Annotated in this window: 13 protein-coding genes; 7 read left to right on the top strand and 6 right to left on the bottom strand. The window is 63.3% G+C overall.

Annotated features, from left to right (window positions below; genetic code table 11):
- The 3 genes from B4E36_RS23450 to rplM all read right to left on the bottom strand — a co-directional run.
- A partial coding sequence (locus B4E36_RS23450) for a hypothetical protein (protein ID WP_345900879.1) occupies positions 1–520 on the bottom strand: 520 nt, incomplete at its 3' end.
- A 204-nt stretch (positions 521–724) separates the two neighbouring features.
- Positions 725–1,204 carry a 30S ribosomal protein S9 gene (gene rpsI / locus B4E36_RS23445; RefSeq protein WP_018066042.1) on the bottom strand — a complete coding sequence of 160 codons (480 nt, stop codon included), beginning with the start codon at positions 1,202–1,204 and terminating at the stop codon, positions 725–727.
- Positions 1,204–1,668, bottom strand: coding sequence for a 50S ribosomal protein L13 (gene rplM / locus B4E36_RS23440; protein WP_018066043.1), 465 nt, complete (start codon positions 1,666–1,668; stop codon positions 1,204–1,206). The genes rpsI and rplM overlap by 1 nt, the downstream gene beginning before the upstream one ends.
- Positions 1,669–2,154: 486 nt before the next feature.
- Between rplM and B4E36_RS23435 the strand changes: the two genes are divergently transcribed.
- Positions 2,155–2,595 (top strand): VOC family protein, encoded by a 441-nt coding sequence (locus B4E36_RS23435; protein ID WP_292054854.1) that lies wholly within the window; start codon positions 2,155–2,157, stop codon positions 2,593–2,595.
- Between the two features lie 6 nt (positions 2,596–2,601).
- Here B4E36_RS23435 and recQ read toward each other — a convergent pair whose 3' ends face one another.
- The gene (gene recQ / locus B4E36_RS23430; RefSeq protein ID WP_345900878.1) at positions 2,602–4,416 is read right to left on the bottom strand and encodes a DNA helicase RecQ; all 1,815 of its coding nucleotides are present in this window, start codon (positions 4,414–4,416) and stop codon (positions 2,602–2,604) included.
- 133 nt (positions 4,417–4,549) lie between these two features.
- On the opposite strand from recQ, the gene B4E36_RS23425 reads away from it, so the two are divergent.
- The 3 genes from B4E36_RS23425 to B4E36_RS23415 all read left to right on the top strand — a co-directional run bounded on the left by B4E36_RS23425 (position 4,550) and on the right by B4E36_RS23415 (position 7,206).
- Positions 4,550–5,347 (top strand): RNA methyltransferase, encoded by a 798-nt coding sequence (locus B4E36_RS23425; RefSeq protein WP_292054849.1) that lies wholly within the window; start codon positions 4,550–4,552, stop codon positions 5,345–5,347.
- Complete coding sequence (gene murI, locus B4E36_RS23420) at positions 5,328–6,146, top strand: glutamate racemase (RefSeq protein WP_292054848.1); 819 nt, start codon at positions 5,328–5,330, stop codon at positions 6,144–6,146. Before B4E36_RS23425 ends, murI begins: the two co-directional genes overlap by 20 nt.
- A gap of 511 nt (positions 6,147–6,657) precedes the next feature.
- Positions 6,658–7,206, top strand: a complete 549-nt coding sequence (locus B4E36_RS23415) for a TetR/AcrR family transcriptional regulator (protein ID WP_345900877.1) — start codon at positions 6,658–6,660, stop codon at positions 7,204–7,206.
- 4 nt (positions 7,207–7,210) lie between these two features.
- Here the strand turns inward: B4E36_RS23415 and B4E36_RS23410 are convergent, their stop codons facing one another.
- Complete coding sequence (locus B4E36_RS23410; RefSeq protein ID WP_292054842.1) at positions 7,211–8,524, bottom strand: Nramp family divalent metal transporter; 1,314 nt, start codon at positions 8,522–8,524, stop codon at positions 7,211–7,213.
- A gap of 196 nt (positions 8,525–8,720) precedes the next feature.
- Here B4E36_RS23410 and mntR point away from each other — a divergent pair, with 196 nt between their 5' ends.
- Positions 8,721–9,173, top strand: a complete 453-nt coding sequence (mntR, locus tag B4E36_RS23405; RefSeq protein WP_292054840.1) for a manganese-binding transcriptional regulator MntR — start codon at positions 8,721–8,723, stop codon at positions 9,171–9,173.
- Positions 9,174–9,188: 15 nt separating this feature from the next.
- On the opposite strand, the gene B4E36_RS23400 is transcribed toward mntR, so the two are convergent.
- Positions 9,189–9,398, bottom strand: a complete 210-nt coding sequence (locus B4E36_RS23400; RefSeq protein ID WP_292054837.1) for a DUF1127 domain-containing protein — start codon at positions 9,396–9,398, stop codon at positions 9,189–9,191.
- Positions 9,399–9,511: 113 nt separating this feature from the next.
- Between B4E36_RS23400 and B4E36_RS23395 the strand changes: the two genes are divergently transcribed.
- Together B4E36_RS23395 and B4E36_RS23390 are read left to right on the top strand one after the other, a co-directional pair.
- Positions 9,512–10,228, top strand: coding sequence for an ArsR/SmtB family transcription factor (locus B4E36_RS23395; RefSeq protein WP_230721889.1), 717 nt, complete (start codon positions 9,512–9,514; stop codon positions 10,226–10,228).
- 138 nt (positions 10,229–10,366) lie between these two features.
- Positions 10,367–11,710 (top strand): ATP-binding protein (locus B4E36_RS23390; RefSeq protein WP_345900876.1); only part of this gene is annotated, 1,344 nt, incomplete at its 3' end.

Here is an 11,710-nt window from a genome sequence, read left to right as displayed (position 1 = left end):
CCAGAGTCTTGTGCCTGTCATACATCACATAGACGACCTCACCGTGATATCGGGCGTTGTAGGCCGAAGCCAGAATGGATGCGGAAACAGCGAAGTTCAGGCCGATCAGCCATAACAGGAGTGAGGTCAATGTTTGCGCCTCTTTGTCTGCGCCGACGTTGCTTATGACTGGATACTGAATCCTGGGTTCATCGTCTTTAAGTACGCGCGTCAGAATGCTTTTTCCTGGAAAACCGGTTCTGTACTCGTGCGGCGGCACTTCGATCTCAAGTTCCCTGCTTTCATAGCGCTCCGAAAATCTGACATGCAGGTAATATCTCGTCTGATGATCTCGAGAGAAAAAATTGAATTGACGGCGGCGCCCCAAGACTTCGGCGCTCACAAATTCGCCCTCTCGTTCAAATCGGGCGAGCGTCTTAGAGCGGGAGATTTCCTGCATATGGAGAAGGGCAAATAGAACCGGCAGCACGAAGAGCCCGAACCCAAAGCAGCGCAGGAAAAAGAACGCGACTATTCTCATGCGTCGAAATCCTGTTGGTTTCAGGATCGAGTGTAAGTCCACACGACAGGGTTGCGCAAGGACGGGGCCTTCTATGCCTCGCCTGACGCTGTCGCGGCCGCAGTTCAAAAAGGCGAGAGGAGGGGGGCGTCGGCATTGCCGCGAAAACGAAAAAAAGGGCCGCGCGGTGGCGGCCCTTCTGAAAGCGTACTGAAAACGCGGCGCTTAGCGCTTGGAGAACTGGAACGAACGGCGGGCTTTCGCGCGGCCGTACTTCTTGCGCTCGACAACGCGGCTGTCGCGGGTCAGGAAGCCGCCGCGCTTGAGAACCGAACGCAGGCCCGGCTCGAAATAGGTCAGCGCCTTGGAAATGCCGTGGCGAACAGCACCGGCCTGGCCGGAAAGGCCGCCGCCGGTGACCGTTGCGACGATGTCGAACTGGCCGTCACGGGCAGCGGCGACGATCGGCTGCTGGAGGACCATCTGCAGCACCGGACGACCGAAATACTCGGAAAAATCCTTGCCATTGACGGTGATCTTGCCAGTGCCGGCCTTCACCCATACGCGGGCGACGGCGTCCTTGCGCTTGCCGGTGGCATAGGCGCGGCCGAGGTCGTCGACCTTGCGCTCGTGAACCGGAGCGGCGGGGGTTGCTTCAGCGGTCGCGGCGTCGCCAAGCGTCTTCAGATCGGACAGATCGGCCATTATGCGCTCCTCACATTCTTCTTGTTGAGCTTGGCAACGTCGAGAACTTCGGGCTGCTGGGCTTCATGGGGGTGGTTGGTGCCGGCATAGACGCGCAGGTTCTTCATCTGGCGGCGGCCAAGCGGACCGCGCGGAACCATGCGCTCGACAGCCTTTTCGATGACGCGTTCCGGGAAACGGCCCTCGATGATCTGGCGCGCAGTGCGTTCCTTGATGCCGCCGGGATAGCCGGTGTGCCAGTAGTAGACCTTGTCGGTGTACTTCTTGCCGGTCATCGCGACCTTGTCGGCATTGATGACGATGACATTGTCGCCGTCGTCAACATGCGGGGTGTAGGTGGCTTTATGCTTGCCGCGCAGGCGCATGGCAACGAGTGAAGCGAGACGGCCGAGGACGAGACCCTCGGCATCGATCACGATCCACTTCTTTTCCACCTCTGCGGGCTTCTGGGAGAAGGTAACCATTGTGTTGCTCTCGATTTTGATCCAGCCCCGAAGGGTGGACGTTTCTTGTTGCTTTGCTTGGGGTGAAGCCCAAGCCTGACGGCATAGTCGGTCTGGCCGGATATGCTGGCGGTGGTATAGAGCCAGGGCTGAAATTGGTCAAGAGTGAAAGAGTGGCGCCGATGCAATTTACTTCAATGAAATCAGTATCTTAAAAATACGGTATAATGATACCGTATTTTGTTGTGCGTTTATAGCTGCCGATCTCCCCATGAGTCATACTCGGGCTTGACCCGATCATCCAGGCCACACGGAGAATGTCGCCTGGCCCCGCGGGTCAAGCCCAAGGGTGACGCACGGCGGGTGAGGGGGAGTGCCCACGACAGAATATCGCGCGATAGGCGGCTTGAGTAACGCGTATCAGGACACCTTCAACGCCGAATTAAGACCTTTACATCTGGCGATAAATATAAGAACATATAGAGAACAAAATCGGAGGTGAACCCCATGGCATTCGAACGCAGGATCAGCCTGATCACATTGGGCGTCGAGGATATCGCGGAGGCGACGGCGTTCTATGAGCGTCTGGGCTGGAAGAAATCATCCGCCTCGCAGGAAAGCGTCAGCTTCTTCGGGCTCAACGGGATCGCGCTTGGCCTTTTCGGAAGAAAGGCGCTGGCCGAGGATGCCGGCCTGAAGGGCGTCCCGGACGACAGGCCATCTTTTTCGGGCGTGACGCTTGCCTATAATGTCGGCTCAGAAAGCGAAGTGGATGAGGCGCTGGCCTTTGCCGAAAGCTGCGGCGCACGGATCGTCAAGCCGGCGGAAGAGGTGTTCTGGGGCGGCTATAGCGGCTATTTCGCCGATCCGGACGGCCATTTGTGGGAGGTCGCCTTCAATCCGTTCTCGCCGCTTGACGAAAACGGACACATGATCTTGCCGGATTAGCGCCCTTCAGCCATGCGCGCGGATGATGGCGAGGAACTCTTCGCCATAGCGCTGCAGCTTGGTTTGGCCGACGCCGGAGACCGAGAGCATTTCATCCGGCGTTTTTGGCCGTTCGGCTGCAAGCGCGATCAGCGTCGTGTCGGGGAAGATGACATAGGGGGGCACGCCGCCTTCCTTGGCGAGCGCGGTGCGGGTTTCGCGCAGCGCCTCGAACAGCGCGCGATCCTGCTCGGGAACGGCGGCGCGTTTGTCGCCGCCGCGTCTGGCCGAACCGGAGGAGCCGCCGCGCGTGGGGCGGTCCTTGCGAAAGCGGACGGGCCGTTCCTTGCGGAACACCGCGCGGGCCTCCGGCATCAGCTTCAGCGCGCCATAGGCCTCGTGGTCGACCGTGATCAGCCCGGCCGCCAGCAATTGCCGGTAGACCGATTGCCAGGTCTTGACCGGCAGGTCGCTGCCCGCGCCGAAGACCGGCATCTGCGCATGGCCGAAGCGTTCGGTGCGCTCGGTCTCCTTGCCGGTCAGCACATCGATCAGGTGACCGGCGCCGAAGCGTTCGCCGGTGCGGTAGATCGCGGCCATCGCCTTGATCGCGGCCTCCGTGCCGTCCCAGGTGTCGACCGGCTTCAGGCAGGTGTCGCAATTGCCGCAGTCGCCGGGATGGGCCTCACCGAAATGGGCGAGAATCGCCTGTCTGCGGCAACCGGACGTTTCGCAGATGCCGAGCAGCGCGTTGAGCTTGGCGCGCTCGACCCGCTTGATCTCCTCGACCGCGTTGCCGTTGTCGATCATCCGTCCGCGCTGCACCACGTCGGCCATGCCGTAAACCATCCAGGCCTCCGATGGCAGGCCGTCGCGGCCCGCGCGCCCGGTCTCCTGATAATAGGCCTCGACCGAACCCGGCAGATCGAGATGGGCGACATAGCGGACATTCGGCTTGTCGATGCCCATGCCGAAGGCGACGGTGGCGACCAGACAAAGCTCCTCTTCCTTCAGGAACGCGTCCTGATTGGCGTCACGGCGCTCGCGGTCCATGCCGGCGTGATAGGGCAGCGCGCGGATGCCCTGGCCGTTCAGCCATTCGGCGGTCTCCTCCACCTTGGCGCGCGACAGGCAGTAGACGATGCCGCTGTCGCCCTTGTGGCGAGTGAGGAAGTCCAGCAATTGCCGGCGCGGCTGGTCACGCTCGATGATCTCATAGGTGATGTTGGGCCGGTCAAAGGAGGTGGTGAAAACCGCCGCGTCCTGAAGCGCCAGCCGCTCGATGATATCCTCGCGGGTATGCGGATCGGCGGTCGCCGTCAGCGCCATGCGCGGCACGCCCGGAAATATGTCTTTCAACGCATCGAGCGCGCGGTATTCCGGGCGAAAATCATGGCCCCATTGCGAGACGCAATGGGCTTCATCAATCGCGATCAGCGCGATCTTCACATGCGCCATCATCTCGCGAAAACCGGCAGTCGCCATCCGCTCCGGGGTCACATAGAGGAGGTCGAGCTCTGCATTGTCGAGCCCGCGCCGGATCGCGCCATATTCCTCGCGCGAGAGCGTCGAATTCAGCGCCGCGGCGCGCACGCCAAGCTGTTTCAGCGCCTCCACTTGATCACGCATCAGCGCGATCAGCGGCGAAACCACCAGCGCCACGCCCGGCCGGCATAGCGCGGGCACCTGATAGCAAAGCGATTTGCCGGCGCCCGTCGGAAACAGCACCACGGCATCGCCGCCGGCGACCACCTGTTCGACAACGGCCTGCTGTTTGCCGCGAAAGGCGGAATAGCCATAAACGGATTTCAGGATGGAGAGCGGATCGGCGAGGTTTGACATGAAGAAGCCATAACGCCGCATGCGCCAAAGGCCAAGTCGGCAACGTGCGGGAAAGCTTCCGCCCACTGCCTTTTTCTTGCATTCGGCGGCGGTGAGAGCGATAAGCCGGAGCGAGAAAGCAAGGCAGGAAAGCATGGCAGGCACGAACAGCGAGCGTCCGCTTCTGGCGGAAGGCCCCGTGATCATTCTGGTCAACCCGCAACTGGGCGAGAATATCGGCATGGTGGCCCGCGCCATGGCCAATTTCGGCCTCGCCGAACTGCGCCTCGTCGAGCCGCGCGATGGCTGGCCGAGCGACAGCGCGCGCTCCGCCGCCTCCAAGGCCGATCATGTGATCGACGGCGTTCAGGTGTTCGACAGGCTGGAGGATGCGATTGCCGACCTCAATTTCGTCTACGCCACCACCGCCCGCAGCCGCGACGGCTTCAAGCCGGTGCGCGGACCGACCGTTGCCGCCGAAACGCTGCGCGCGCGCCACAGGGCAGGGGAACGCTCGGGCATCCTGTTCGGGCGCGAACGCTGGGGGTTGAAGAACGAGGAGGTGGCGCTTGCCGACGAGATCGTGACCTTCCCGGTCAACCCCGCCTTCGCCTCGCTCAACATCGCCCAGGCCGTGCTGCTGATGTCCTATGAGTGGATGAAATCGGGCATGGAGGACGAAAGCGCGACGCCGTTTCAGGCCGTCGAACAGACGCCGGCGACCAAGGAAAGCCTGTTCGGCCTGTTCGCCCATCTCGAGGAAGCGCTCGATGCGCGGGGATATTTCCGTCCCGCCGACAAAAAGCCTAAAATGATCGACAATCTGCGCGCAGTCTTTACCCGCAGGGCGATGAGCGCGCAGGAAATTCATGTGGTGCGCGGGGTGATTTCCGCGCTCGATCGCTATACCCGCAAGAACCCGCGCGGCCAGGATGGCGGCGATGAGCGATGACGGCCCGGTTCTGATCTTCGATTCCGGCATTGGCGGGCTGACCGTGCTGCGCGAGGCCCGCATGCTGATGCCGGAGCGCCGCTTCGTCTATATCGCCGATAACGCCGCCTTTCCCTATGGCGACTGGGAGGAGGCGGCGCTGCTCGAGCATCTGCTGCGGCTCTTCGGACAGTTGCTGGAGGAAATTCGCCCGGCCTGCGTGATCATCGCCTGCAACACGGCGTTCACGCTCGCCGGCGCGGCCCTGCGCGAACGCTTCCCCGAAACCGATTTCGTGGGGACCGTGCCCGCGATCAAGCCCGCTGCCGAGCGCACCGCCTCCGGCCTGATTTCCGTGCTCGCAACGCCCGTGACGGTGAAGCGCGACTACACCAAGGGGCTGATCGAGAGTTTTGCCGCGCACTGCCACGCTCGCCTCGTCGGCTCGCGCTATCTGGCGGCGCTGGCGGAGGACTATATCTGCGGCATTGCCGTCGCCGATTCGGCGCTCTGGGCGGAAATCGCGCCCTGTTTCGTCGAGGAGGAGGGCAGGCGTACCGATATCGTGGTGCTGGCCTGCACCCATTATCCGTTCCTCGCCAATCGCTTCCGCAAGCTCGCCCCCTGGCCGGTGGACTGGCTGAACCCCGCCGAGGCGATCGCCATGCAGGCCAAGCGCATGCTGGGGCCATCCACGGCCGCCGCCGATGGCGGCCCGAACCATGACTTCGTGATCTTCACCGGCGAAAACCTGCGCCCGGAAGCCGTGCGGCTGATGCAGGGCTTCGGCCTCAAGATCGCGGCGCGCCGGGCGGGCTGATCGACTGCAATTGCGGCCGGGACGGCTGCTGTGTGGCGCGGTGTTTTGCTGAATCGGTATCTTCCGATGGGTCATGCTCGTGCTTGACACGAGCATCCATGCAACACGGAAAACGGTCTTTAGACAACTCTCTCTCCCTCCATCTTGTCTCACGACTCGGGCTTGCCCCGAGGGTGCAACCACGCCTGCTGCGCCATCTGAGCGCTTTACCTCACGTCGCCGCAAGCAAGCCACCACAGCCGCCGATCTTGACGCGCGCTGCCTGGATCCTCGGGTCGAGCCCGAGGATGACGCCGAATAGGGGGAGAGGGCGGCCGCATCCTCTTGCGTCAATGTATTAGTGAGTTGCCCAACTTATATAAGTTAGTTACTCAACTCATAAGTTTGAGCCGTCGCCGATTGGAACACAGTCGGCTTGGCAGGCAGGTTGAGGGCTCATATGAGCCAGAGCGGAAACAACACCGCAGGGTGAGGCCGGAATAAGTAGGAAAGAGTTATGACCAGGAAAGACATGTCAAAACGCGAAAGGCTGGTGGAGGCGGCGGTCAATCTCGCCTACCGGCAGGGCTATACCCGCACCACGATCGCCGACATCGCGCGGGAATCCGGCGTACCCCTCGGCAATGTCTATTATTACTTCAAAACGAAGGACGACATCGCCACCGCGATCCTCGATCACCACAAAGGTGCGTTCGAGAGTCTGAAAACGGAACTGGCCGAATTGCCGTCGCCCAAGGCCCGGCTCGTCGCTTTCGTCAACAAGACCGTCGGCAATGCCGGGGAGATCGCCTTGAGAGGCTGCCCCGCGGGTTCGTTGAGCGCGGAGCTTCTGAAGGCCGGCGACAAGGCGGCGGTGGAAGCCTTTCCGCTGCTCGCCGCGCCAATGGAATGGATGGCCGAGCAGTTCGCCGAAATGGGTCATGGCGATGATGCCGAGGCGCTGGCGCTGCAACTGCAGGCGTCGCTTCAGGGCGCTTCGCTGTTGGCGCAGAACGCCCGCAACCCCGAGCTTCTGGCGCGCGAAGGCGCGCGGCTGAAGATGTGGATCAACGGGCTTTAAGGCCTCACCCGGCCGCCAGCCCCGGGATCGGCACGCCGAAGGTCTGGGCGAGCAGGACGAAGTTGAGGCTGAGCACGGCGATCGCGGCGAGAATGGCAAGCGCGCCGATCAGTCGGCCATTGGCGTATTCGCCCATGATCTTGCGGTTGCGGGTGAAGATCACCAGTGAAATCATCGGCACCGGCAGCGCGATCGAGAGGATGATCTGGCTGACGACCAGCGCCTGGGTTGCGTTGACGCCAAGGGCCACGACCACGAAGGCTGGCAGCATGGTGATCAGCCGTCGCAGCCAGATCGGGATCCGGAAGCCGACGAAACCCTGCATGATCATCTGCCCCGCCATGGTGCCGACGACGGAGCTGGAAATGCCCGACGCGATCAGCGAAACCAGGAAGACGGCCGCCGCAGCGCCGCCGAGCAGGGGCGTGAGCATATGGTAGGCGGTCTCGATTTCGGCGACCTCGCTGTGGCCCTTGTGAAACGCCCCCGCGGCCATCATCACCATCGCCATGTTGACCACACCCGCCACCGCGAGCGCCGCCACCACTTCGATATTGGAAAACCGCAGCACCCGCCGGCGTTCGGTCTCGTTCTTGACCGCGACCCGGTGCTGGGTGAGGCCGGAATGGAGGTAGACCGCATGCGGCATGACGGTGGCGCCGATAATGCCGACCGCAATCGCCAGCGCCGTGGCATCGGGAATGACCGGGCGAAAAAGGCCCGTCGCCGCCTCGCCCCAGGCCACGGGCGCGATGAAAAGCTCGATGATGTAGCAAAGCCCGATCACCCCGATCATGGAACCGATGATCAACTCCATCGGCCGGAATCCGCGGCGCTCGAACAGCAGAATGCCGTAGGTGACGACGGCGGTGACGCCCATGCCAGCCATCAACGGCATGTTGAACAGCAGCGCAAGCCCGATCGCCCCGCCGAGAAATTCCGCAAGATCGGTCGCCATCGCCGCGATCTCGCTGACGATCCAGAGCAGGATCACGACCGGCTTGGAGAACTCGTCGCGGCAGACTTCGGCGAGGTTGCGCCCGGTCACGATGCCGAGCTTGGCCGACAGTGCCTGAAACAGCATGGCGACCAGATTGGCGAACAGCACCACCCAGAGCAGGGTGTAGCCATAGCCCGCGCCGGCCTGGATATTGGTGGCGTAATTGCCGGGGTCGACATAGGCAATCGCGGCGATCACCGCCGGCCCGACAAACAGCAAAGCCGATCTCGGCCGCACCCGTCCGGAGGCGAGCGCCTGCTCGATGGCCGTATTGGTTCTGTCCGTCAGGGAGCGGCGTTTGGTCGGCAGATCGGTCATGGGGCGAGACATGTTGGATGAGTTTGGAATTATTAAAAATATAGCCTAGGCTACATTTTTGTCAATTGTCGTTATCATGGCGCGATCAAGGCCGTCCGCCAATGGCGATTTGCCTTGTCGGCCGCCACCGGATACAAACACAAGACAACAATTTACCCTCGGCTACAGATTGATCCTGCCTTTCAGAGAGAGACCGGTGAGCGACGATCAAAAACCATCCGATTGCGACGCCGCTGACCGGTTTTCAAAGGCGCGGTCCGAGCGCGCGAGCGCGCTTCTGGAAGACTATACCGAGCTGATCGCCGACCTGATGGCCGAACACGGCGAGGCGCGGATCGCGGATATTGCCCGCTCCATGGGTGTCGCCCACCCGACGGCCACCAAGGCGGTGGCGCGGCTGAAACGCGAGGGGCTTGCGACATCGCGGCCCTATCGCGGCGTGTTCCTGACGCCGGCGGGCGAGGCGATGGCGGAAAAGGCGCGGCAACGCCACCGGATCGTGCACAATCTGCTACTGGCCATCGGCGTGCCGGCGGAAGCGGCCGAACTCGACGCCGAGGGCATAGAACACCATGTCTCCGAAGACACGCTGCGGGCCTTTGCGGCCTTTCTGACCGCAAAGGGCGAGGGCGAGCGGCCGAAAGACTGAGGTCGTCGCGGCTGCTCAGTCCCAGAATGGCCGGCCGGCTTCCCTGCGGGCCTCCCCCGGCGTGACGCCGATATCCTTCAGGTGGTCGTCAGATAGTTCAAGCAGATCCATCCGCTGGCGCCGCCGCTGCGGCCAGCGGATGAAAAGGGCGTGGATCACAAGCCCGGCGGCGCGGCGGATGGCGCTGAAGCGGGCAAGGCTCCGGGCCGGGGCGGAGTCGCTCATGGGGGTATCCTCTCGTTTTCGGGAAGGTTTATGCCGTCGTCTCGCCCTTTGCTTCGGTCGTGACCGAAACGATCAGCAATGACGACGCGTGTCCCCGGTGCTAGTTTGGGCTCATGACAAACACGGTTTCCGCAAACACGCTCGCTTCCGTCGCTGCCCTGATCGGCGATGTCGCGCGGGCGAACATTCTGTCCGCGCTGCTGGGCGGCAAGGCGCTGACCGCCGGCGAGCTTGCCGGCGTCGCAGGCGTCACGCCGCAGACCGCGAGCGGCCATCTGGCCCGTCTTGTGGATGGCGCGCTGGTGGCGGTCGAAAAACAGGGCAGGCACCGCTATTTCCGGCTCGCTTCCGCCGATGTGGCCGAGACGCTGGAGCATCTGAGCCTGCTTTCGGCGGCTGGTCCGGCGCGCTATCGCCCCACCGGCCCGAAGGACGAGGCGATGCGGGTGGCACGCACCTGCTACGACCACATGGCCGGCGCGATTGCCGTCGGCATTGCCGATTCGCTGGTGCAAACGGGATGCTTGGAATTCGACGGCCCGGCGGGGCTGGTGACCGAAAAGGGCCGGGCTTTCCTCTGCGAGTTCGGGGTGCAGCTTGAAGACGCCCGGAAAAGCCGGCGGGCGCTGTGCCGCACCTGCCTCGACTGGAGCGAGCGCCGCCACCATATCGGCGGCTGGCTGGGCGCCGCCATGCTCGCGCGCTGCCGCGAGCGCCACTGGCTGCGCCCGGCGCGGGATGGCCGGGCGCTGACGTTGACGCGGGAAGGGCAGGCCGGCTTTGCCGCCACATTCGCGATCGATCCGGCGGTGCTGCGCATCGTCGCATGAGGCGGAAAACTGTGGGTAACGCCCGCCGCGGCACGACCGCGCCCGCACCGACCTGCTATAGCAGGACAGGCGGATATCCGCGTCCGCAAGCCTCCGGCAGGTTCTGACAAATCCATCCGAAACGAAGGTGAAGGCGAAGTGCAAGTCGACATCGATATGGGAACGACATCGACCGGTGACGTGGCCAGTCTCGATATCGAGGAATTGCTGGCGACCCGGCTTCTGGTGCAGGGCAATTCCGGCTCCGGAAAATCGCACCTTCTGCGCCGCCTGCTCGAGCAATCGGCCAAATGGGTGCAGCAGGTGGTGATCGACCCCGAGGGCGATTTCGTCACGCTTTCGGATGCCTTCGGCCATGTCGTTGTCGACGGCGAGCGTTCCGAGGGCGAGCTGATCGGCATTGCCAACCGCATCCGCCAGCACCGCGTCTCCTGCGTTCTGACGCTGGAGGGCCTCGAGATCGAGGACCAGATGCGCACGGCCGCGATCTTCCTCAATGCGCTGTTCGATGCCGATCGCGACCATTGGTATCCGGTGCTGACCGTGGTCGACGAGGCGCAGATGTTCGCGCCGTCGGGCGGCGGCGAGGTGGCCGAAGAGGTGCGCCGGCAATCGCTCGGCGCCATGACCAATCTGATGTGCCGGGGCAGAAAGCGCGGGCTTGCCGGCGTGATCGCCACCCAGAGACTGGCCAAGCTCGCAAAGAACGTCGCCGCCGAGGCCTCCAACTTCCTGATGGGGCGGACCTTTCTCGATATCGACATGGCGCGCGCTGCCGATCTGCTCGGCATGGATCGCCGTCAGGCTGAACAGTTCCGCGACCTCAAGCGCGGCAATTTCGTGGCGCTGGGCCCCGCGCTGTCGCGCCGCCCGCTCAAGGTGATCATCGGACCGGTGGAAACCTCGGCGCGTTCCTCCAGCCCCAAGCTGATGCCGCTGCCCGACAAGCCGGAGGATGTCGACGACCTGATCTTCACCCCCGATCCGGAAGATCTGGCCCGGCAGGCAGCCGCGCCGCGCCGGGTGACGCCGCGCCCGCGCCCGACCGTCGATATCATCGACCAGCTTTCCCAATCCGCCGATACAGCACCGGAGACGACGCGCGGCCCGCGCGCAAGCGCGATGAGCGACGAGGAGCGTGAGGACTGGATCACCATGACCCTGGCCGAAATCGCGGACGGAAAGGAATCGGCTTTCCGTTCGGATTCAGAGCTTTACCAGGATTTCCTGATGCGCGGTCGCATGAAGCGGATATCCGGCGCCCCACTGTCCATGTCGGATTTCCGCCGTCGGCTCGCCGTCGCCCGTTCCGGCGTCGATGACGCGATGGCCGAGAGCGAGGGGTGGCAGATGGCGCTGTCGCTGACGCCGCATGTCACCGATGACCTGCAGGGCGTGTTCCTGATGCTGGCCAAGGCAGCCCTTACCGGCGAACCGTGCCCCTCCGACGCCACGATCGCGCGCGTCTATGGCACCCATTCC

Origin of the sequence: Martelella sp. UBA3392 (assembly GCF_002358775.1) — a bacterium.
Lineage (GTDB): Bacteria > Pseudomonadota > Alphaproteobacteria > Rhizobiales > Rhizobiaceae > Martelella > Martelella mediterranea.
Note: the sequence above shows the minus strand (reverse complement) of the source record. Positions and strands in the feature narration are given on the sequence as shown.

What these genes read in the sequence shown, in the direction of transcription:
- recQ (WP_345900878.1), bottom strand. Translation starts at nt 4,416, where the DNA reads ATGTCAAACCTCGCCGATCCGCTCTCCATCCTGAAATCCGTTTATGGC.
- rpsI (WP_018066042.1), bottom strand. Translation starts at nt 1,204, where the DNA reads ATGGCCGATCTGTCCGATCTGAAGACGCTTGGCGACGCCGCGACCGCT.
- B4E36_RS23435 (WP_292054854.1), top strand. Translation starts at nt 2,155, where the DNA reads ATGGCATTCGAACGCAGGATCAGCCTGATCACATTGGGCGTCGAGGAT.
- rplM (WP_018066043.1), bottom strand. Translation starts at nt 1,668, where the DNA reads ATGGTTACCTTCTCCCAGAAGCCCGCAGAGGTGGAAAAGAAGTGGATC.
- murI (WP_292054848.1), top strand. Translation starts at nt 5,328, where the DNA reads ATGGCGGCGATGAGCGATGACGGCCCGGTTCTGATCTTCGATTCCGGC.
- B4E36_RS23415 (WP_345900877.1), top strand. Translation starts at nt 6,658, where the DNA reads ATGTCAAAACGCGAAAGGCTGGTGGAGGCGGCGGTCAATCTCGCCTAC.
- B4E36_RS23425 (WP_292054849.1), top strand. Translation starts at nt 4,550, where the DNA reads ATGGCAGGCACGAACAGCGAGCGTCCGCTTCTGGCGGAAGGCCCCGTG.
- B4E36_RS23400 (WP_292054837.1), bottom strand. Translation starts at nt 9,398, where the DNA reads ATGAGCGACTCCGCCCCGGCCCGGAGCCTTGCCCGCTTCAGCGCCATC.
- B4E36_RS23410 (WP_292054842.1), bottom strand. Translation starts at nt 8,524, where the DNA reads ATGACCGATCTGCCGACCAAACGCCGCTCCCTGACGGACAGAACCAAT.
- B4E36_RS23395 (WP_230721889.1), top strand. Translation starts at nt 9,512, where the DNA reads ATGACAAACACGGTTTCCGCAAACACGCTCGCTTCCGTCGCTGCCCTG.